The organism is Actinomycetospora callitridis (genome assembly GCF_028737265.1).
Classification (GTDB): Bacteria; Actinomycetota; Actinomycetes; order Mycobacteriales; family Pseudonocardiaceae; genus Actinomycetospora; species Actinomycetospora callitridis.
The window spans coordinates 782,659-802,630 of sequence record NZ_JAQZAK010000002.1; the positions used below are offsets into that span (position 1 = coordinate 782,659).

At 71.2% G+C, this 19,972-nt stretch carries 19 protein-coding genes, 3 tRNA genes and 1 pseudogene; 2 read left to right on the forward strand and 21 right to left on the reverse strand.

All coding sequences use genetic code 11. The annotated features are described in order from the left end of the window. Positions 1-54 precede the first annotated feature (54 nt). The 16 genes and pseudogenes from PH191_RS09595 to PH191_RS09670 all read right to left on the reverse strand — a co-directional run bounded on the left by PH191_RS09595 (position 55) and on the right by PH191_RS09670 (position 16,108). Positions 55-1,341 (reverse strand): MCE family protein, encoded by a 1,287-nt coding sequence (locus tag PH191_RS09595; protein WP_274194361.1) that lies wholly within the window; start codon positions 1,339-1,341, stop codon positions 55-57. After that, a complete protein-coding gene (locus PH191_RS09600; protein WP_274194362.1) occupies positions 1,338-2,546 on the reverse strand; it encodes an MCE family protein in 1,209 nt (402 codons plus the stop codon). The genes PH191_RS09595 and PH191_RS09600 overlap by 4 nt, the downstream gene beginning before the upstream one ends. Further along, positions 2,543-3,943, reverse strand: coding sequence for an MCE family protein (locus tag PH191_RS09605; RefSeq protein ID WP_274194363.1), 1,401 nt, complete (start codon positions 3,941-3,943; stop codon positions 2,543-2,545). The genes PH191_RS09600 and PH191_RS09605 overlap by 4 nt, the downstream gene beginning before the upstream one ends. Beyond that, positions 3,943-5,250, reverse strand: coding sequence for an MCE family protein (locus PH191_RS09610; protein ID WP_337994055.1), 1,308 nt, complete (start codon positions 5,248-5,250; stop codon positions 3,943-3,945). The genes PH191_RS09605 and PH191_RS09610 overlap by 1 nt, the downstream gene beginning before the upstream one ends. Then, a complete protein-coding gene (locus PH191_RS09615) occupies positions 5,238-6,278 on the reverse strand; it encodes an MCE family protein (protein ID WP_274194364.1) in 1,041 nt (346 codons plus the stop codon). Before PH191_RS09615 ends, PH191_RS09610 begins: the two co-directional genes overlap by 13 nt. Further along, the gene (locus PH191_RS09620; protein ID WP_274194365.1) at positions 6,275-7,732 is read right to left on the reverse strand and encodes an MCE family protein; all 1,458 of its coding nucleotides are present in this window, start codon (positions 7,730-7,732) and stop codon (positions 6,275-6,277) included. The genes PH191_RS09615 and PH191_RS09620 overlap by 4 nt, the downstream gene beginning before the upstream one ends. Beyond that, positions 7,729-8,565, reverse strand: a complete 837-nt coding sequence (locus PH191_RS09625) for an MlaE family ABC transporter permease (protein ID WP_274194366.1) — start codon at positions 8,563-8,565, stop codon at positions 7,729-7,731. Before PH191_RS09625 ends, PH191_RS09620 begins: the two co-directional genes overlap by 4 nt. A 42-nt stretch (positions 8,566-8,607) precedes the next feature. Further along, positions 8,608-9,339, reverse strand: coding sequence for an MlaE family ABC transporter permease (locus PH191_RS09630; RefSeq protein WP_274194709.1), 732 nt, complete (start codon positions 9,337-9,339; stop codon positions 8,608-8,610). Positions 9,340-10,394: 1,055 nt separating this feature from the next. Beyond that, positions 10,395-11,393: pseudogene (locus PH191_RS09635) on the reverse strand (ABC transporter ATP-binding protein); the annotation flags it as partial. Positions 11,394-11,775: 382 nt separating this feature from the next. Then, on the reverse strand, positions 11,776-12,165 hold the full coding sequence (gene rplL / locus PH191_RS09640) for a 50S ribosomal protein L7/L12 (protein ID WP_274190786.1): 390 nt from the start codon (positions 12,163-12,165) through the stop codon (positions 11,776-11,778). Between the two features lie 47 nt (positions 12,166-12,212). Continuing rightward, entirely contained in the window at positions 12,213-12,851 is a 639-nt protein-coding gene (rplJ, locus tag PH191_RS09645; RefSeq protein ID WP_274194367.1) for a 50S ribosomal protein L10, read from the reverse strand. Between the two features lie 362 nt (positions 12,852-13,213). Next, complete coding sequence (gene rplA / locus PH191_RS09650; RefSeq protein WP_274194368.1) at positions 13,214-13,924, reverse strand: 50S ribosomal protein L1; 711 nt, start codon at positions 13,922-13,924, stop codon at positions 13,214-13,216. A gap of 88 nt (positions 13,925-14,012) precedes the next feature. Next, positions 14,013-14,447 (reverse strand): 50S ribosomal protein L11, encoded by a 435-nt coding sequence (gene rplK / locus PH191_RS09655; RefSeq protein ID WP_274194369.1) that lies wholly within the window; start codon positions 14,445-14,447, stop codon positions 14,013-14,015. A 34-nt stretch (positions 14,448-14,481) separates the two neighbouring features. Beyond that, complete coding sequence (gene nusG / locus PH191_RS09660) at positions 14,482-15,522, reverse strand: transcription termination/antitermination protein NusG (protein ID WP_274194370.1); 1,041 nt, start codon at positions 15,520-15,522, stop codon at positions 14,482-14,484. A gap of 66 nt (positions 15,523-15,588) precedes the next feature. Further along, complete coding sequence (gene secE / locus PH191_RS09665) at positions 15,589-15,972, reverse strand: preprotein translocase subunit SecE (protein ID WP_274194371.1); 384 nt, start codon at positions 15,970-15,972, stop codon at positions 15,589-15,591. Between the two features lie 63 nt (positions 15,973-16,035). Next, positions 16,036-16,108: transfer RNA gene (locus PH191_RS09670), tRNA-Trp, on the reverse strand. A 191-nt stretch (positions 16,109-16,299) separates the two neighbouring features. Here PH191_RS09670 and PH191_RS09675 point away from each other — a divergent pair. Continuing rightward, entirely contained in the window at positions 16,300-17,535 is a 1,236-nt protein-coding gene (locus tag PH191_RS09675; protein WP_274194372.1) for a pyridoxal phosphate-dependent aminotransferase, read from the forward strand. A 58-nt stretch (positions 17,536-17,593) separates the two neighbouring features. Continuing rightward, positions 17,594-18,475: an SGNH/GDSL hydrolase family protein gene (locus tag PH191_RS09680; protein ID WP_274194373.1), complete on the forward strand. Its 882-nt coding sequence runs from the start codon at positions 17,594-17,596 to the stop codon at positions 18,473-18,475. Between the two features lie 162 nt (positions 18,476-18,637). Here PH191_RS09680 and PH191_RS09685 read toward each other — a convergent pair whose 3' ends face one another. From PH191_RS09685 to PH191_RS09705, 5 genes are all read right to left on the reverse strand, one after another. Next, positions 18,638-19,057 (reverse strand): MaoC/PaaZ C-terminal domain-containing protein, encoded by a 420-nt coding sequence (locus PH191_RS09685; protein WP_274194374.1) that lies wholly within the window; start codon positions 19,055-19,057, stop codon positions 18,638-18,640. Then, complete coding sequence (locus PH191_RS09690) at positions 19,054-19,512, reverse strand: FAS1-like dehydratase domain-containing protein (RefSeq protein WP_274194375.1); 459 nt, start codon at positions 19,510-19,512, stop codon at positions 19,054-19,056. The genes PH191_RS09685 and PH191_RS09690 overlap by 4 nt, the downstream gene beginning before the upstream one ends. Before the next feature lie 13 nt (positions 19,513-19,525). Then, entirely contained in the window at positions 19,526-19,690 is a 165-nt protein-coding gene (gene rpmG / locus PH191_RS09695; RefSeq protein ID WP_274190796.1) for a 50S ribosomal protein L33, read from the reverse strand. 57 nt (positions 19,691-19,747) lie between these two features. Continuing rightward, a tRNA-Met gene (locus PH191_RS09700) sits at positions 19,748-19,820 on the reverse strand. Positions 19,821-19,881: 61 nt separating this feature from the next. Continuing rightward, positions 19,882-19,954, reverse strand: a tRNA-Thr gene (locus PH191_RS09705). Between the last annotated feature and the right edge of the window lie 18 nt (positions 19,955-19,972).

Sequence of the window (19,972 nt, forward strand, 5' to 3'; positions counted from 1 at the left end):
CTCAGGTCGTCCGCCGGGCTGTCGGGGAGCGCCCGGCGGGGTCGTGCGTGGGGGTCAGTCGCCCAGCCCCGGGATGATCACCGGCGGTGCGCCGCGCTCGCTGCCCTCCAGGACTCCGCCCGCGGGCAGAGAGGCCAGCGCGGTGGAGTCCTGCTGCTCATTCTGCGACGGGCCCGTCCCCCCGGCGTCGGCGGGGTTACCGGGGTTCTCCGAGTTGAACGGCGCGGGCAGGTTCTGGGCCCCACGGACGTTGACGGGCGGCGCCTCGGCACAACGGACGCTGGTGTCCATGGGGATGAAGTCCTTGGCGGTCGCCGGACGCCAGCCGGCGTCGGGCTGGAGATAGCCGTTGGTGCAGTACGGCGGATCGGCGATGTTCAGCACGAGACCGAAGTGCACCCGTCCGTCCGGGCCGGCGTCATCGGCGTCCTTGAGGACGGACGGGGCCGCCGCCGACAGCGCCGGGTACGTCACGAGGATCTGCTCGACGCCGGCCAGGCGCGGCTCGATGATCCGCGTGATCGTCAGCAGGTTGGCGATCGTGCGGCTGAGGTCCGGCCCCACGTCGCGGATGAGCCCCTCGAGCTGCTGGGCGGCCGGCGGGGCCGCGGTGACGAGCCGGCGCAGGTTGGGGTCGTCGGCCTTGAGCTGCGCCGTGAACAGCTGCAGGTCTCGGCTGAACGACGTGATCTGCGGTCCGAGCTGGCTCTGGGTGGTCAGCACGATCCGCCCGTCGCGCAGCAGCTGGCGCGTCTGCGGCAGGTTCGCGATCGCGTCGGGGATCAGCGCGTTGCTCGAGTCGAGCAGGCGCTGCAGGTCGGGCCCGGCCCGGTCGAACGCGTTGAAGAGCTCGTCCACGGTGGTCCGCAGCTCGGGCAGCGGGACCGACGTCGCCAGGGCGTTGACGTCGGCGAGCAGCTGGTCGACCGGCACCGGGGTCCGCGTCTGCGACACCGGGATGACCGAGTCCTCGTCGAGGTAGGGGCCGCGGTCGTTCGGCGGCTGGAGGTCCACGTACTGCTCGCCGACGGCGGACCGGTTGGCGATCACCGCCATCGACGACGTGGGGACCGGAGGCGCCTCCTGCTCGATCTCGAGATCGACCTCGAGGCCCTGCGGGGTCACCCGCATGTCCCCGACCTTGCCGATCTCGACGCCGCGGTAGCTGACCGAGGCGTCGGGGAAGATGCCGCCGGAGTCGGCCAGCTGGACCTTGGCCGTGTACGGGCCGAGGCCGATCAACGAGTCGGCGCCGACGTAGCGCAGGCCGACGTAGCCGATGCCGATGATCGAGATGACGGCGAACAGCGCCACCAGCCGCAGCGTCTTGGTGCCGATCATCCGTCGTTACCTCCGCCGAGACCGGGCAGCTGGGGAACCAGACCCGCCGTGTTCGTCGACCCCTGTGCACCCGAGCCGCCTGCTCCCCCGCCGGCCGCGTCCCCTGCCACCGGCGTCGTGCCCGGCGGCTGGAGCAACTTGAAGATCGCGTCCACGCCCGGGACCTCGGGGCTGTTGAGGATGGCGGTGAGCAGGTCCTGGACGTTGATCTGGAGGCTGACGTCGATGTTCGCGAAGTCGCCCTTGATGACGTTGAGCGAGTTGTCCGCGAACGGGATCGTCAGCAGGATCTGGAGCGAGCCGGGCAGGGCGTCCCCCGCCTCGACGAGGTTGCGCAGGATCGGCTGCAGCGCACGCAGATCGGCGACGGTGTTGGCCTGGCTGCGGCGGATGACGTCCGTACCGACGTCGGAGAGCCGGTTCAGCGACTGCAGCGTGCCGACGAGCAGGCCCCGCTGCTGGTTGAGCACGTCGAGGCCCGGGCCGAGGTTGTCGATGACGTTGGCGATCCGCGCCCGCTGGTCGACCAGGGTGCGGCTGAGCCGCTCCAGGGAGTCGATCGCCCGCACGATGTCGGCCTTCTGCCGGTCGAGCGTGCCCACGAACTGGTCGAGGTTCTGCAACAGGGACCGCAGCTGGGCCTCGTTCCCCGTCGTCGCCGCGTTGAGCTCGCGGGCGATCGTCTGGACCTTCTCGACACCGCCGCCGTTGAGCAGCAGCGACAGCGCGCCGAGCACCTCCTCGACCTGCGCCCCGACGTCGGTGCGGTCGGCCGGGATCACCGTGCCGGCCGCGAGGCGGCCCTGCGGCGGGTCGGTGGGCGAGGGCATCAGCTCGACGAACTTCTCGCCGAGGAGGCTGGTCTGACGCAGGCGGGCCGTGGAGTTGGCCGGCAGGACGACCGCGCCGTTGACCTCGACGACGACCTGGGCGGTCCATCCGTCGGGGGCGAGCGAGATCTCCCGGACGACGCCCACCGGGACGTCGTTGACGCGGACGCTGTTGTTCGGCACGAGGTCGACGACGTTGGTGAACTGCGCCGTGACCGTGTAGGGCTCGGGGCCGAGCGCGGCGCCGCCGGGTAGCGGGAGGTCCTGGAGGGACTGCAGCCCGCAGCCGGTCAGGGCGAAGAGCGCCACGACCATGAGTGCCGCCAGCCGGGTACGGCGCGGCCGGGTCGTCGACCCTCCCTGCGGCGCGCTCACTGCCCACCTCCGACGGTCTCGAAGCCGAGGATGCCGCTCCCGGGCTCGGTCGGTGCCGCCTCGTCGGGTGCGCCCTCTGCGCCACCGGCTCCCGGTTGCGCCGCACCACCGCCGGCGCCGGCTCCGCCTGCCGGTGCCGCCGCGTCGGGCAGCGCCGTGACGGGCACGAGCGCGTTCAGCGACGGTTGGGTGCCCAGGATGTCCAGCAGATTCTTGATCGGCGCGAGCGACAGGCCCAGGGCCGAGTTGCCGACGACCTCGCCGTCGGCGTTCGTGCCGCCCAGGAGGGCCCCGCAGACCGTCGACGCCCGCGCCACCTGGGTGAGCAGGGGGTCGGCAGGCCCCGCCAGGACGTCCGGGAGCCCCGGCTGGTTCACGAGCAGGCTGCAGATCAGCGCTCGCGGATCGAGCCCGGCGCCGAGGAGCTCCGGCGCGAGGACCGGACGCACGTCGAGCGTTCCGGACCGGGCGTTGTACGAGTTCGTGAGGTTGCCCAGGGCCAGCGGCGCGACGTTGGTGAACTCGGTGACCGCCCGGCGCTGGCGCACGAGGATGTCGGTGATGTTCGCCAGCTTGCGGACGTCGGTCCGCAGGATGTCGCGGTTGTCCCGGATGAAGCGGGCCACGTCGTCCAGGGCCGGCGGCAGCGTCGCGAGCACCGTGGAGAGGTTGCCGCGCTCCGAGGCGAGGAACGCCGAGATGTCGGCGAGCTGGTTGTTCAGGTCGCGGACGGCGCCGTCGTTGCGGGCGAGCATGTTCGTGAACTGGCCGAGGTTGTCGACCGTCGCGAACAGGTTGTCGCGGTTGTCGGCCAGGGTGCCCACGGCGCCACCGAGCTCGGTGATCGTGCTCTTGAGCAGCTCACCGTTGCCGCCGAGGGCGCCCGCTGAGGAGCGGAGCAGCTGGTTGAGCGCCCCCGCCCGGTTCGCGCCGTTGGGGCCGAGGGACCGGGCGATCGTGTCGAGGCTCTGGTAGACGCGGTCGAGCTCGACGGGCGTGGCCGTCTTCTCGACCGGGATGATGGCACCGTCCGCCAGCTGCGGGCCGCCCTCGTAGGTCGGCCCGAGCTGGACGTACCGGTCGCTGACCAGGGTCGGGGCGACGATCACGGCCTGCGGGTTCGCCATGACCGGCGCGTCGTTGTCGACCTTGAGGGTGACGCGCACGACGTCGCCCTGGGGCACGATCTCGTCGACCGAGCCGACCGGGATGCCCTGGATCGTCACCTCGTTCTGGGTGTAGAGGCCGACGGTGTTCTCGAAGTACGCGGTGACGGTGCGCTGACTGCCGCGCTGCAGCGCGTACCAGAGTCCGGCCGTGGCCAGGAGTGCGAGTACCAGCGCCACGGCGAGCGTGCGGGCCGCGCTCTCGAGGAACGTCGCGATGCGGTTCGACATCAGTTGCCTCCGCCTTCGCCGCCCGCACCGCCGGGCGGCGTCCCCGCACCGGGGAGCAGCCCCCCACCGGCACCGGGCGCCAGCGCCTGGGTCAGCGCGTTCACGTCGGGCACTCCGTTCGGGAAGAGAATCTGCAACTGTTGAGGTGTCAGGCCGCCACCCAGGAGAGCCTGGAACTGCGCGAGCTGGGCCGGACTCAGTCCGGAGATCACTGCGGGCAGGTTCGTCAGGTCGACCGGACCGAGAATCTGGGCCAGCGCGTTCTGCAGAATCTGCTGCAGCAGCGCCGGGTTGAAGAGCCCGGCCAGGCTGGCCGGGTCGAGGCTCGAGCCCGGGTCGCAGTTCTGGTCGCCCGGCGGGTCGAGGTTGCAGATGTAGGCGTCGAACCAGCGCCCGTTGCCGACGACGTTGGCGAACACCCGGGCGAACGGCGCGAGCAGCCGCAGCCCGTTCTCCAGGTTCGCCGAGTTCTCCTCCAGCGTCGAGAGCACGCCGTCGAGCTGCTCGAGGGTCGGCCGCAGCGTCGCCTCGTTGTCGGCCACCAGCCCACGCAGCTGCTGGGACAGCGCGATCGTGCCGGTCAGGAGGTTGTCGATCGCTGCCTTGCGGGCCCGCAGCTCACCGAGCAGCAGGTTGCCGTCGTTGATCAGCCGCTCGACCTCGGCGTCCCTGTCGGCGAGCACCTGGGTGGTCGTTCGGGTGTTGGCGAGCAGACGGGCCAGCTCCTGGTCGCGCGAGGAGATGGTGCGCGAGAGCCGGCTCAGTCCGTCGAGCGCACCGCGCACCGGGCCGGCCGCGCCGTCGAGCGTCTCGGACAGGACCCCGAGGCTCTGGCCGAGCTGGTCGGTGTCGAGGTCCTCGACGGTCGTCGAGAGCTGTGAGAATGCCTGGATGACGTCGAACGGCGCCCGGGTGCGCTCCCGCGGGATCGAGGCGTCCGGGTCGAGCGGCGCCTCGCCGGCGGGCTCGAGGTTGATGTACTTCTGCCCGAGCACCGTCTTGATCTCGATCGACGCCGAGGTGCGGTCGCCGACCCAGGCGTCCGGCGCCTTGAACGAGATGACGACGTCCTTGCCGTCCAGCTCGAGGTCGGTGACCGTCCCGATCCGGATGCCCGCGATGCGGACGTCGTCGTCGGGCTGGACACCGGCCGACTCGCTGAAGCGCGCCGAGTACGTCGGGCCCTGCCCGATGAGGGGAAGGTCCCGGATGTTCAGGGACGCCGCGGTGAGCAGCAGCAGGATGGCGAGGCTGGCCGCGCCGATCGGCAGGGGGTTCCGCTTGCGGAACGGCTTCATCCGTTGCATCGCTGCGCCGTATCCGGGAGTTGGATCAGGGAGCCAGCATCGATCGGGGGCAGGGGGAGCGGATCGAAACTGATCGTCCCGCCCACCGCGCAGAGGTAGAAGTTGAACCAGGAGCCGTAGCTGCCGGCCCGCCCGAAGTTGTTGGCCTTCTGCGGGGTCAGGCGCAGGAATCGCTCCACGAGGTCCCGGTTGTCGTTGAGGTTGGCCGACAGCCGGCCGAGCTGGACGATGTCGTCGCGCAGCGGCGGGCGCGCCTCGTCGAGGAGGCCGGCCGTCGTCGTGGTCAGGTCGGCGATCGGCTGCAGGGTCTCCCCGATCCGGACGCGGTCGGCGGCGAGGCCGCTGACCAGCTGCTGGAGCGACACGATCAGACCGGACAGCCGCTCGTCACGGGCGTTGACCGTGTCGAGGACCGTGTTCAGGTTCGTGATCAGCGAGCCGATCACGGCGTCGCGGTCCGCGATGGTCGACGTCAGCGACGCGGTGCGGGCCAGCAGGGAGTTGACCGTGCCGCCCTCGCCCTGGAGCACCTGGATGATCTCGAACGACAGCTGGTTGATGTCGGCAGGGTTCAGCGCCTGGAACAGCGGCTTGAAGCCGTTGAACACCACCGTGAGGTTCAGCGGCGGGCGGGTCTGGTTCACCGGGATGGTCGCCCCGGGCCGCAGCATCGCGTTCATGGGTCCGTTGCCGCGAGCGACCTCGAGGTACCGCTGCCCGACGAGGTTCTGGTACTTGATCGAGAAGATCGACCCGGCCGGCAGCTTGCGGGCCTCATCGACCTTGAACGAGACCTCGGCGGTGTCGCGGTCGACCAGCTGCACGTCGGTCACCTGGCCGACCCGGACCCCGGCGATGCGCACGTCGCTGCCCGCGATGAGACCCGAGGCGTCGGTGAAGCGCGCCTTGTAGTCCTCGGTGCTGCCGAAGTACGAGTTCTGGACGGCCGTGAGCAGCACGGCCACCGAGAGCACCGTGACGACGGTGAAGATCGCCAGCTTGATCAGCGGCGCCGCGAGACCCCTCACCGGAACTCCGCCTGGGCTCCGCGCAGCGTCGCCGCGCTGAGGTACGGGGCGAAGGAGGGCACCTGCGACGGGCTCACGCCCATCTGCATCGCCGTCACCTCGGTCACCAGCTGGCGCTCCTCGGGTGAGTTGGGGGTGTTGGGCAGGCCGATGTTGGCGCCGTCGACGCGCCCGGGGGCGGACTGTCCCTCGGTCCGGCCGCCACCTCGCGCCGTCGCCGGCGAGTCGTCACCGGTCTGCGACTCCTCGTCGATCTCGCCGCCCTCGCCGCCCGCGTAGGCGTCCTGCGTGGCGCGCGAGGGATCGGGCGGGATCGACCCGTCCCGGATCGGTCCGCCGGGCGGGAACTGCGGGGCCTGGCCCTCGATCTGGTAGCAACGCGGGCCGCGGGTGTCGAGGTACTGCGGCTGCTCGCCGGGCACGTACTTGCCGTTGTCGATCGTGATCTCGGCTTCGATGAGGACGCCGGTCGTCGGGCTGAGCACGTTGTTGATCTGGGGTGTCACGTCGGTGAGCTGCCGGAACAGGCACGGGAACTCCGAGCTGTACCGCGCGAGGAGCTCGAGGATCGGCCGCGACGTGGCGGCCAGCTCGATGATGTTCTCCCGGTTGGCCCGCAGGAACTCGGTGGTCACGTCGGACGCCGAGGTCACCGACCGGAAGGTCGACTCGAACGCGGCCCGCTGCTCGACGAGGGTCCGGCTCGTGGTGACGAGGTTGTCGAGCGCGAGGATCAGGTCCGGCGCGGCCTGGTTGTAGATGTCCGCCGTCGGCGCCAGCGCCCGCAGGTTCGCCTGGAGGTCGGGCAGCGACGGGTTGAGGCCCTCGACGTACTGGTTGAGCAGCACCAGCGTGTCGCCGAGCTGCTCGCCGCGGCCCGACAGGGCCTGCGAGACCGCGCCCAGGGTGTCCGAGAGCTTCTCCGGCTGGACCGCGGTGAGCACCGGGAGCAGGTTGTTGAGCACCTGCTCGGTCTCCGTCGCGTTCGACGACCGGTCCTGCGCGATGGTGTCGCCCTCCTGGAGCGGGCGGGGGCTCGCGTCCGGCGGGATCGACAGCGACACGTAGCGCTCACCGAACAGCGTCTTCGGGATGAGCGTCGCCGTCGTGTTGCTCGGGATGGTCGGCAGGAAGTCGGGGCTCATCGCCATCTCGATGACCGCGCCCGAGCCGTCGCTGTCGATCGAGGTGATCTCGCCGACGATGACGCCGCGGACCTTCACGTCGCCCTGCTTGGAGAGCTGGTTGCCCACCGTCGCCGTGCGCAGGTAGACGGTCTCCGTCGGCTTGAACACCTTGTTGAAGTTGGCCAGGCACAGCCCGACGATCAGCAGCATCACCAGGATGAGCGCGACGCCCATCGACCGGCGGCGGATCGGGCTGAGCGGAGGCCGCTTGTCCTTGAGCTGCGGACCCTGCTCGTCGCGCTCCGTGTCCTGCGTCGGCGCGCTCATCCGGCGATCCTGATCGAGGTCGTCGTGCCCCAGATGGCCAGGGTCAGCAGGTTGTCGAGGACCGAGAAGATGACGATCGAGTTCCGCACCGCGTTGCCCACCGCGACACCCACGCCGGCCGGCCCGCCGCTGGCGTTGTAGCCGTAGAAGCAGTGCACGAGGATGATCACCAGGGCGAAGACCAGCACCTTGCCGAAGGAGTACATGACGTCCTGCGGCGGCAGGAAGAGGTTGAAGTAGTGGTCGTACGTGCCCGGCGACTGCGTGTAGAAGTTCGTGACCAGCAGGCGCGCCGCGAGGTACGAGGCCACCAGGCCGATGACGTAGAGCGGGATGACGGCGATGAAGCCGGCGACGACGCGGGTGGTGACGAGGAACGGCAGCGACGGCACCGCCATGACCTCGAGGGCGTCGATCTCCTCCGAGACCCGCTGCGCGCCGAGCTGGGCGGTGAAGCCGGCGCCGACCGTCGCGGACAGCGCCAGCGCGGAGACCAGCGGGGCGACCTCGCGGGTGTTGAAGTACGCCGTGACGAAGCCGGAGAACGCCGAGGTGCCGATCTGGTTCAGCGCCGAGTAGCTCTGGAGGCCGACCACCGAGCCGGTGAAGAAGGTCAGCGTGGCGACGATGACGACGGTGCCGCCGATGAGGGCGAGCGCGCCCGACCCGAAGGCGACCTCGGTCAGGAGCCGCAGGACCTCGCGCTGGTAGCGGGTCACCGACTTGGGGATCCAGCCGATGGTGCGCGCGTAGAAGGACGCCTGGTCGCCGAGGGTGTCGAGGACACCGAGCGGCGCGCTGGCGGCACGACGTGCGCGTGAAGTGATCGTCATCGATTCCTGGCCTGGGGAGCGGCGGTCAGAACGTCGAGCTGGTCAGAACTTGGTCGGGGGAACGAGGTTGAGGTACACGGCCGTCACGATCACGTTGATCGCGAACAGGAGGATGAACGTGATGACGACGGCCTGGTTGACCGCGTCGCCCACGCCTTTCGGGCCGCCGGCGGGGTTGAGGCCGCGGAACGCGGCGACGATCCCGGCGGCCAGCCCGAACAGGGCGGCCTTGACGAAGCCGACCAGGAGGTCGGTCGGCTTCGACAGGGCGGAGAAGCCCTGCACGTAGGCGCCCGGGGTGACGCCCTGCAGGACCACGTTGAAGTAGTAGCCGCCGGCGACGCCGACGATCGAGACGAGGCCGAACAGCAGCGCCGACACGAGGATCGAGGCGAGCACCCGGGGCACCACCAGGCGCTGGATCGGGTTGATGCCCAGCACCTCCATCGCGTCGATCTCCTCGCGGATGGTGCGGGCGCCGAGGTCGGCGCAGATCGCCGATCCGCCGGCCCCGGCCACGAGGAGCGCGCAGATGACGGGTGCCGCCTGCTGGATGACCGCCAGCGTGCTCGCCGCGCCGGAGAACGACTGCGCACCGAACTGCCGGATCAGCGACCCCAGCTGCAGCGAGATGACCGAGCCGAAGGAGATCGACACCAGCGCCGCGGGGAGGATGCAGACGCGGGAGATGAACCAGCACTGGTCGATGAACTCGCGGGTCTGGAACGGCCGCTGGAAGATCCCGACGATGACGTCGAGGCCGAGAGCGAACATCTTCCCGGTCGCGGTGAGCGCGCCGGCGCCGGGGAAGTTCCCGGTCGCGAGACGGTTGCTCACGAGCCGCTCCGGCGGAACATGCGACGCAGACCGCCGAGCTTGCTGTCGTCGTCCTCGCGGCCGCGCGGCACGTCACCGGACGACTCGCCGCCCGGCGGGGCCTGCTGCGGGGACCCCGGCCCGCCCTCGGCGGGCGGGTCGTTCGTCGTCTCCCCGCGGGGGTCGGGGGCGGCGTCCTGGCCGGCGTTCGGCTGGGCCCAGCCCGAGCGCTCGGTCTCGCGGCCGCTGCGGGCGCCCTGCTGGCCCTGGCCCTGCTGCTGGCCCTGGCTCTGCTGGCTCTGACCCTGCTGCTGGCCGCCGTCCTCGCGCGCCGGGCGGGCCGCCATCGGGACCAGGCCGGCGACACCCTGGTCGCCTCCCTGATCGGCCGGGGCGCCGGCGTCCTCGCCGCGCCAGTGGTGGCGTCCGGTGGTCTCGGCGTCGTCGGACCGGGCCGCGGCGGCACCCGCGGCGCCCGCCGCTCCCGCGGCGGCGACCTGCTCGGTCCGCTGGTCCTGGGCCTGCTGCTGGCCGCCCTGGTCCTGGCCGCCCTGGTCCTGGCCGGAGTCGTCCCGGACGACCTGGATCTGCTCGGTCGGCGGGTCGTCGCCCCGGTCCTGGTCGGAGCCCTGCTGGCTCGAGTCCTGCTGGTCCTGCGACTGCTGGTCCGAGGAGCCGGCGCCGCTCTCGTCGGACTGCTCGTCGCCCTCCTTCGTGTGCTCCCCCGCCTGGGGCAGCACGACGGTGCCGCCGGCGTCCTCGTCGGCGGGGACACCCACGAGGGGCTCGTCGGACTCCGGCGGTGCGGGCGGTGCCTTGCGGGCCTCGGCGTCCGCGTCGGGGTCGCCGCTGCCGGCCTGGTCGCCCTCGCCCTCGCCCTCGCCGGCCGGGGAGTCCTCGACCATCGAGTTGTCCTCGGCCTCGGCCATGGCCTGGTAGCCGAACGGGTCGGCGTCCTCGGGCGGGTTGTTCCGGGTGATCTCGATGAGCTCGGTGCGGTCCTGGTCCCGGGAGATGCCGTAGCGCTCCTGGTCCTCCTCGGTGAGCTGCTCGAGGATCGCCGTCTGCGCCTTGGGCGGCAGGGTGTGCAGGACCTGCATGACGCGGTCCTTGCGCCGCTGCACCGCCTTGCGCTCGGGCACGCCCTCGCTGACCTCGAGCTGCGGGTCGATGAAGGACTCCTCGGACTCCGCCGCGCCGCCCTTCTTCTTCAGCTCCTCCATCTCGGCCTCCATCTGGGCCGAGTCCTTCTCCTCGGACATCCCGATCGGGCCGATGCGCCGGCCCTGGAGGAACTGCTGAACCACCGGCTCCTCGGAGGTCAGGAGCACCTCGCGCGGCCCGAACATCACCAGGTTCTTGCGGAACAGCATCCCGATGTTGTCCGGCAGCGAGCGCGCCGTCCCGAGGTGGTGGGTGACGATGAGGATCGTCGCGTCGAGCTGGGCGTTGAGGTCGACGATCAGCTGGTTGAGGTACGCCGTGCGCACCGGGTCCAGGCCGGAGTCCGGCTCGTCGACCAGGATGATCTCGGGGTCGAGCACCAGCGCGCGGGCCAGACCGGCGCGCTTCTTCATGCCGCCGGAGATCTCGCCGGGGAGCTTGTCCTCCGCGCCGCCGAGACCGACCAGGTCGAGCTTCTCCATGACGATGTCGGCGATTTCCTTCTCGTCCTTCTTGGTGTGCTCACGAAGAGGGAAGGCGATGTTGTCGAAGATGTTCATGGAACCGAACAGCGCGCCGTCCTGGAACAGCACCCCGAACAGTTTCCGGATCTCGTAGAGCTTCGACTCCGAGCACCGCACGAGGTCGGTGTCGTGGATGAAGATCGAGCCCTTCTCGGGCTTCAGCAGTCCGATGATCGACTTCAGGAGCACCGACTTACCCGTACCCGACGGGCCGAGCAGGACACTCACCTCACCGGCCGGCAGCGTCAGCGTGACGTCGGACCAGATGTTGGAGCTGCCGAAGGACTTCGAGAGGTTCTTGATCCCGACCTCGACGCCCGCCATCGGAGTCCTCCCACTGTCGTCGTCGTGTCGACCTGATGCGCGCCCGCTGTGTCACCGACGTCATGTGGCCGGCACCCCGCGAGAGGGGCGTCACGTCTACAACGACGGGGTTCTGCCGGAGGTTACTCACGCGCAAAGTTGGGCAGACGCCGGGGCGTGATCGACCGGACACGACGGTTCCTTGCGCCGCACGGGTGGCGACGAGCGGTCGGACTCACGCGTTCGGTGGACCGGTCGATGCCGCGTGACGCATCAGCGTGTGCCGCACCACTCGCTCCGGGGACGCCCGGACGCGGGCTTGACGGGGCCGGAGACGACGACGGGGCGGGGACCGACCGGTCCCCGCCCCGTACGTTCCGTGCAGCGCTCGTGCGCGCCGAGATCAGGTCAGGCTGATCTTGGCGCCGGCCTCCTCGAGCTTGGCCTTGGCCGCGTCGGCGGCCTCCTTGTTGACGCCCTCGAGGATCGGCTTCGGGGCGCTCTCGACGAGCTCCTTGGCCTCCTTGAGGCCCAGGCCCGAGACGACCTCGCGGACGACCTTGATGACCTGGATCTTCTTGTCGCCGGCGCCCTCGAGGACGACGTTGAACTCGTCCTTCTCCTCCTCGACCGGGGCGGCGGCACCGCCGGCGGCCGGGGCGGCGGCCGCGGCGACCGGCGCCGCCGCGGTGACCTCGAAGACCTCCTCGAACTTCTTCACGAACTCGGAGAGCTCGATCAGGGTCATGTCCTTGAAGGCGTCGAGCAGCTCGTCGGTGGACATCTTCGCCATGGTGGCTCCTAAAGAATGGTCAGTGATGGGGACGGGACCGGCCGCACTCAGGCGTCGGCGGTCTCGGTGTTCTCGGCGGCGGCCTCGGTGGCGGCCTCGGCGTCGGCGGACTCGACCGCCGCGACGGCGTCCTCGGTGCTCGAGGTGCCCTCGGCGGCCCGCTTGTCCTGCAGGGCCTGCGCGAGACGCGCGACCTGCGAGGCCGGGGCGCTGAACAGCTGGGCGGCCTTCGTGAGGTTGCCCTTCATGGCGCCGGCCAGCTTGCCCAGCAGCACCTCGCGGGACTCGAGGTCCGCGAGCTGGGTGACCTCGACGGCGGAGAGCGCGCGGCCCTCCATGTAGCCGCCCTTGACGACCAGGGCCTTGTTGTCGCGCTGGAAGTCGCGGAGCGCCTTGGCGGCGTCCACGGGCTCCCCGCTGACGAACGCGATGGCCGTCGGGCCGACGAGCAGGTCGTCGAGACCCTCGACCCCGGCGTCGGCGGCAGCCCGCTTGACCAGGGTGTTCTTCGCGACCGTGTAGGTGACGTCCGTGCCCAGCGAACGCCGCAGCTGCGAGATCTGCTTCATCGACAGGCCGCGGTACTCGGTGACGACCATCGCCGACGCGTCGCGGAACTCCGCGGCGATCTCGGCGACCGCGGCCACCTTGTCGGCGTTCGGAGGCCTCTCGGTCTCTGTAGCCATGCGCGCCTCCTCTCTGCGTACTCGGGCGACCGCGGTGTGCGGGGCCCGGAACGACGAACGCCCCGTGCGCAGGCGCACGGGGCGTGGAGGTGACGCACGGGCCGGGGCCCGGCGGACTCGCTGCCCTCGTCCTCCTGCGCGGGACGCCCCTCGTGGGGCCTTCGTCCGCTCGGGCCTGACGTGCAATGGCCCGGGCGGAGACCAGCGGTCTCGGGTGGATCGGGGTTCGATCTGGTTCTCAGTCTACGCGGGGACCTCGGGGACCCTGGACACCAGGGCCCGGTAACCCAACCGCACCGAGTGATGCGGTGGGAGCGCTCCTACGTCGCGCTCCCACCGCTCACCGGCACGGGGGCGTCAGGTCAGGAGTCCGCGGTGAGCAGGTTGCGCGTGCGGTTCGGGTCGACCGGGATGCCCGGGCCCATGGTCGTGGTGACGGTGATCTTCTTGACGTAGCGGCCCTTCGCGGCCGACGGCTTCACGCGCAGGATCTCGTCGAGCGCGGCGCCGTAGTTCTCGACGAGCTTCTCGACGTCGAAGCTCGCCTTGCCGATGATCAGGTGCAGGTTGGCCTGCTTGTCGACGCGGAAGTTCACCTTGCCGCCCTTGATGTCGCCGACGGCGCGGGCGACGTCCGGGGTGACCGTGCCGGTCTTCGGGTTCGGCATGAGCCCGCGGGGGCCGAGGATGCGGGCCACGCGGCCGACCTTGGCCATCTGGTCGGGCGCGGCGACGGCGGCGTCGAAGTCGAGCCAGCCGCCCTGGATGCGCTCGATGAGGTCGTCCGACCCCACCACGTCGGCGCCGGCCGACTCGGCCTCGCGCGCCTTGTCGCCGGTGGCGAACACGATGACGCGGGCGGTCTTGCCGGTGCCGTGCGGCAGGTTGACGGTGCCGCGGACCATCTGGTCGGCCTTGCGCGGGTCGACACCCAGGCGCATGGCGACCTCGACGGTCGCGTCCATCGACGTCGGCGACGTCTCCCGGGCGAGCTCGATGCCCTCGAGCGGGGCGTAGAGCTTGTCGAAGTCCACCTTCTCGGCGGCGTTCTGATAGGCCTTGCTGCGCTTCATGTCTGTCCTTGTCCTGATGGATCAGTGGTGGTCAGGGCTGCGCCGCCCTCCCACGTGTCGCCGACCGGGTCGGCGCGGGTCACACTGCTCAGTCTGCGACGGTCAGACCCATCGACCGGGCGGTGCCGGCGATGATCTTCGACGCCTGGTCGAGGTCGTTCGCGTTGAGGTCCGCCATCTTGGTCTGGGCGATCTCGCGGACCTGGTCCGCGGTGACCGACCCGACCTTCTTGCTGTGCGGCGTCGCGGAGCCGGACTTCACGCCGGCCGCGGCGAGCAGCAGCTTGGCCGCCGGCGGGGTCTTGAGCTCGAAGGTGAAGGACCGGTCCTCGTAGACCGAGATCTCCACCGGCACGACCTGACCACGCTGCGCCTCGGTGGCGGCGTTGTAGGCCTTGCAGAACTCCATGATGTTCACGCCGTGCTGACCCAGGGCCGGGCCGACGGGCGGGGCCGGCGTGGCCGCGCCGGCGTTGATCTGCAGCTTGACGACTGCGGAGAGTCGCCTCTTCTTCGGGGGCATCGGATTCCTCTACTGCGTTGTGCTGGGTGGTGCCTTAAATCTTGGAGACCTGGTTGAACCCGAGCTCGACCGGGGTCTCGCGGCCGAAGATCGAGACGAGCACCTTCAGCTTCTGGGCGTCGACGTTGACCTCGGAGATGCTGGCGGGCAGCGTCGCGAACGGGCCGTCCATGACGGTGACCGACTCGCCGACCTCGAAGTCGACCTCGACGGCGGGCTTGGCGCCGAAGGACTCGGTGCCCGACTTGTCGGCACCCTTGGCCTTCTTCGGCGTCTCCTGCCTCGGCAGGAGGAACTTGACGACCTCGTCGAGGGTCAGCGGCGACGGACGGGAGGTGGCCCCGACGAAGCCGGTGACGCCCGGCGTGTTGCGCACGGCGCTCCACGAGGCGTCGTTGAGCTCCATCCGCACGAGGATGTAGCCCGGCAGCACCTTGCGCTGGACCTGCTTGCGCTGCCCGTTCTTGATCTCGGTGACCTCTTCGGTGGGCACCTCGACCTGGAAGATGAACTCCTCGACGTCCAGCGTCTGCACGCGGGTCTCGAGGTTGGCCTTCACCTTGTTCTCGTAGCCCGCGTAGGAGTGCACGACGTACCAGTCGCCGGGGGCCAGACGCAGCGAGTCCTTGAGGGCCTGCGCCGGGTCGACCTCCTCCTCCTCGACCTCGGCGGCGGGCTCCTCGACCGGCGTCTCGTCGACGGCGATGTCGTCCTCGGTGTCGCCGCGCGCGGCGACGTCGCCGGTACCCGCCGACTCCTCGGGGAGGTCGGAGTCGTCCTCGTCGGCCGGTCCGCCGAGCGCCGCCCGCGCGGCCTGCAGCTCGGCCTCGGCGTCGACCTCGTCCTCGGCGCTCTCGTCATCGGCGTCGTCGGCGGCCTCGCGGGCCTCCTGGCCGGCGCGGGCCACCGCGGCGTCGTCGAGCGTCGCCGGGTTCTCCTCGGTGCTGAGATCCCCGTACGTCCCACTGCCCTCACGCACCATGACGCCGCGCGTGCGGGCTTCACCGACGAGCTCGGGCTCGCCGCCTTCGGGGGTGGTGGTCTCGGAGTCTGCGCCGGATCCTGCGGAGGTCACTTCTCGTCTCACTTCCTTTGCACGGCGGGCACCGCGGAGGTGCCCGGCCGGCCGCTCGCGGAACGGTCAGCCGAAGAGGGCGAACACGGCCTTGGCGAACACCCAGTCGAGGGCCGCCACCAGGGACACCATGAACGCCACGAACACGAGGACGACGAACGTGTAGACCACGATCTGCCGTCGGGTCGGCCAGTGGACCTTGCGGAGCTCGGCCACGACCTCGCGCAGGAACCGGCGCAGGCGCGTGATGAGCGAGCCCTCCGGCTCGGCCTGCGCCCGGTCGCGCGTCGGGGTGGTCGTGCCCTTGCCGCCGGGACGCCGTGACGTGCCGGTGTCCGCGGCGTCCCCGGCACCGTCGCCGGAGGCCCGCCGTCGACGGCCGGCGGCGGTGACCGGACGCGCCTCGTCGTCGTCGCTCGCGCGCCGACGTCGGCTGCTGTCCTCGCTCACGGGGCCGTCCTCACCGTCCTCGTCCATCGTCCCGCCGGCCGGCGGGCCCGTTGTCGTGTAGTGCAGGGGCGACAGGACTTGAACCTGCAACCTGCGGTTTTGGAGACCGCTGCTCTGCCAATTGAGCTACGCCCCTGTGGCGGACCCGGAGGCCCGCCCGGACGATCCGAGGTCGTTCCCGGCACGCCGACGGACGCGCGAGGACGACGGACGAACCGTCCCGACCATCGATGGTACGCAACGACCCGCGGGAGCAGCGCCCCGACCCCTGGCCACGGCGGGACCTGGCCGGGAACGCTGTCGCTGCTGTCTGCCAATATCTGTGACATGGCATCGGTGACCTCGCTCCAGTCCACCGCGACCGACCGCCGGATCTCGGCCCGTGTGGGCGGGATCGCGGAGTCGGCCACGCTGGCCGTGGACGCGAAGGCGAAGGCCCTCAAGGCGGCCGGCCGGCCGGTCATCGGCTTCGGCGCGGGTGAGCCCGACTTCCCCACCCCGCAGCCGGTGGTGGACGCGGCGATCGCGGCGTGCTCGGACCCCAAGAACCACCGCTACTCCCCCGCCGCCGGGCTCCCCGAGCTGCGCGACGCGATCGCGACGAAGACCGCGCGGGACTCGGGCTGGCAGGTCGAGGCGCGCCAGGTGCTCGTCACCAACGGCGGCAAGCAGGCCGTGTTCGAGGCGTTCGCGACGCTGATCGACCCGGGCGACGAGGTCCTGCTGCCCGCGCCGTACTGGACGACCTACCCCGAGGCCGTGCGCATGGCCGGCGGCGAGCCGGTCGTCCTCGGCACCGACGAGTCCACCGACTTCCTGCCGACCGTCGAGGCCCTCGAGGCCGCGCGCACGCCGAACACCAAGGCGCTGCTGTGGTGCTCGCCGTCGAACCCCACGGGCGCGGTCGCGCCGCGGGCGCTCGTCGAGGCCGTCGGGCGCTGGGCGGCCGAGCACGGCGTCTGGGTGATCGCCGATGAGATCTACGAGCACCTGACCTACGACGGCGCCGAGCACGTGTCGATGCCCGTCGCCGTGCCCGAGATCGCCGACCGCTGCGTCGTGCTCAACGGCGTCGCCAAGACCTACGCCATGACCGGGTGGCGCGTCGGCTGGATGATCGGGCCCGCCGACGTGGTCGCGGCCGGCGTCAACATGCAGTCGCACCTGACCTCGAACGTCTGCAACGTCGCCCAGCGCGCGGCGCTCGCCGCCGTCTCCGGGCCCCTCGACGCGGTCGCCGAGATGCGCGAGGCGTTCGACCGCCGCCGCCGGCTGATCGTCGAGCTGCTCTCGGGCATCGACGGCATCACCTGCCCGACCCCGCAGGGCGCGTTCTACGCCTACCCGTCGGTGGCGGGCCTGCTCGGACGCGAGCTGCGCGGCGAGCGCCCGCAAACCAGCGTCGACCTCGCCGCGCTCATCCTCGAGCACGCCGAGGTGGCCGTGGTGCCGGGCGAGGCGTTCGGGACGCCCGGCTACTTCCGGCTCTCCTACGCCCTCGGGGACGAGGACCTGCGCGTCGGCGTCACCCGGATGGCCGACCTGCTGGCCGAGGCACGCTGAGACCCGCGATCATCCGCCGCGGCGGTCCCGCCGGGACCCCTGACACGAGGGAGCCCCGGTGCGTCGTCCGGTCGTCCTGCGCCTGCTCGTCGCCCTCGGCATCGGCCTCCTCGGAGTCGCCGTCGCGCCCGTGGCGATGGGCGCCCCGACGACCGCCGGGCAGGCCTACGTCGCGCTCGGTGACTCCTACACGGCCTCGCCGCTGACCGGTCCGATCTCCGGGCCCCCGCCCGGCTGCCTGCGCTCGGCGAACAACTACCCGCACCTCGTCGCCGAGCGCTCCGGCGCCCGGCTGACCGACGTGAGCTGCAGCGGCGCGCAGACCCGTGACCTCGCCGCCCCGCAGCAGACCTCGAGCGGCGTGAACCCGCCGCAGTACGACGCGCTCGGGCCCGGCACCCAGCTGGTCACCGTCGGGATCGGCGGCAACGACATCGGCTTCGGCGAGATCGTCCAGAGCTGCGTGAGCCCGACGCCGTTCGGCACCCCGTGCCGCGATCGCTGGACCGCCGGCGGCGCCGATCAGCTCGAGCAGCGGATCGACACGCTCGCCGGGCGCCTCGACGACGTCCTCGACGAGGTCGGCGCCCGCGCCCCGGACGCCCGCGTGCTGATCGTCGGCTACCCCTCGGTGCTGCCCGCCCAGGGCCCCGGCTGCTACCCGGTCGTGCCCTACACCGCGGGCGACGTGGAGTACCTGCGCGGCGTGCTCGGCCACCTCAACGACACGATCGCCGAGGCGGCCGCCGAGGGCGACGCGACGTACGTCGACACCTTCACCCCGACCGTCGGCCACGACGTCTGCACGCTGCCCGGGACGCGCTGGATCGAGGGCCTCGTGCCCACCGCGCCCGCGCTGCCGGTGCACCCCAACGCCCTGGGCTCCGAGGCCCTCGCCCGCGCGGTCCTCGCCACCCTGGGCGTGCCGGCCGCGGCCTGAGTTCGCCCCTCCCTCGCAACGAACGCGCTGTTCGCTGCTTCTATGCGCCGGAACTCCGCGTTCGCTCGCGCCGCCTCGATGATCGGCCCGCCGCGAACGGGGACTTCGCGCGCATAGAAGCAGCGAGATACCCGTTCGCTGCGGTGGAGGTTCAGGCGCCGGTCAGGCCGGGCGGACGGTGGCGACGGCCTTGCCGAGGACGCCCTTGCCCTCGTGGGTGGCCGTCACGGTGACCGTGCGGCTGCCGTCGTCGGCGGTCTCGCCGGCCTTGCCGCCGAACTCGACGGTGGCGCCGGTGTCGTCGTCGGGGACGACCACCGGGCGGGTGAAGCGGGTGGAGAACGACACGACGGCCGTGGGGTCCTCGGCGAGGTCGGTGACGTAGCGCGCGGCGAGGGCCATCGTGAACATGCCGTGGGCGATGACGCCCGGCAGACCCACCTCGAGCGCGACACGCTCGTTCCAGTGGATCGGGTTCTGGTCGCCGGACGCGGCGGCGTAGCGCACGAGGTCGGCGCGGGTGATCGTCACCGTGCGCGCCGGGAGGGCGTCGCCGGAGGACAGGTCGGACAGGGCGCTCACGCGTCACCACCGTCGGGCTCGGCGCGGCCGACGAGGGTGGCCCGGGTCGTCGCCACGGTGTCGCCGTCGGCGTCGGTGACGTCGCAGCGGAAGGTGATGACGTCGTTGCCCGCGAGCTCGCGGATCTCGTCGACCGACACGACGCTGCTCACGACGTCGCCGGCGTGGACCGGGCGCCGCACCTCGAAGCCCTGGTCGCGGTGGATGACACGCGTGAAGTCCAGGCCGAGGGCGGGGTCGTCGACGACGCGCCGGGTCGCGGGCCAGGTGAAGACCACCGGGAACGTCGTCGGCGCCACGACGTCGGGGTGGCCCGCGGACCGGGCGGCGTGACGGTCGTGGTGCACCGGGTCGTCGGCGCCGACGGCGACCGCGAACTCCCGGATCTTCTCCAGCGAGACCTCGTAGGTCTCCGCGGGCCAGGAGCGGCCCACGAACGACTCGTCGAGCGGCACGAGGAGGGCTGCGTCAGCGGGTCTCGCGGTGACCGCGGTGCGTCCCGCAGTTCGGGCAGAACTTCTTGATCGTCAGACGATCGGGGTCGTTCCGCCGGTTCTTGCGGGTGATGTAGTTGCGGTTCTTGCACTCCTCGCAGGCCAGCGTGATCTTCGGTCGAACGTCGGTGGTGGCCATGGAGGTTCCTCTCGTCACGGTGTGGCAGCGGCCGCGGGCGGACCCGTGGTGCCTGGGTAGCGGTGGCCGGACTTGAACCGGCGACACAACGATTATGAGCCGTTTGCTCTACCGACTGAGCTACACCGCCGCGATGAGCAGCCGTCTCATGACGAAGCCGGCGGAGCCCGTCCGCCGGCCTGCTCACCGAGAGCCCCTTTACGGAATCGAACCGTAGACCTTCTCCTTACCATGGAGACGCTCTGCCGACTGAGCTAAAGGGGCCTGCCCCGGAGGGCACGA

Coding starts and splice junctions, on each gene's coding strand:
- PH191_RS09630 (WP_274194709.1), bottom strand. CDS start 9,339: ATGTTCGCTCTCGGCCTCGACGTCATCGTCGGGATCTTCCAGCGGCCG.
- rpmG (WP_274190796.1), bottom strand. CDS start 19,690: ATGGCCACCACCGACGTTCGACCGAAGATCACGCTGGCCTGCGAGGAG.
- PH191_RS09605 (WP_274194363.1), bottom strand. CDS start 3,943: ATGTCGAACCGCATCGCGACGTTCCTCGAGAGCGCGGCCCGCACGCTC.
- rplK (WP_274194369.1), bottom strand. CDS start 14,447: ATGCCCCCGAAGAAGAGGCGACTCTCCGCAGTCGTCAAGCTGCAGATC.
- PH191_RS09675 (WP_274194372.1), top strand. CDS start 16,300: ATGGCATCGGTGACCTCGCTCCAGTCCACCGCGACCGACCGCCGGATC.
- PH191_RS09610 (WP_337994055.1), bottom strand. CDS start 5,250: ATGCAACGGATGAAGCCGTTCCGCAAGCGGAACCCCCTGCCGATCGGC.
- PH191_RS09595 (WP_274194361.1), bottom strand. CDS start 1,341: ATGATCGGCACCAAGACGCTGCGGCTGGTGGCGCTGTTCGCCGTCATC.
- rplL (WP_274190786.1), bottom strand. CDS start 12,165: ATGGCGAAGATGTCCACCGACGAGCTGCTCGACGCCTTCAAGGACATG.
- rplJ (WP_274194367.1), bottom strand. CDS start 12,851: ATGGCTACAGAGACCGAGAGGCCTCCGAACGCCGACAAGGTGGCCGCG.
- PH191_RS09625 (WP_274194366.1), bottom strand. CDS start 8,565: ATGACGATCACTTCACGCGCACGTCGTGCCGCCAGCGCGCCGCTCGGT.
- rplA (WP_274194368.1), bottom strand. CDS start 13,924: ATGAAGCGCAGCAAGGCCTATCAGAACGCCGCCGAGAAGGTGGACTTC.
- PH191_RS09620 (WP_274194365.1), bottom strand. CDS start 7,732: ATGAGCGCGCCGACGCAGGACACGGAGCGCGACGAGCAGGGTCCGCAG.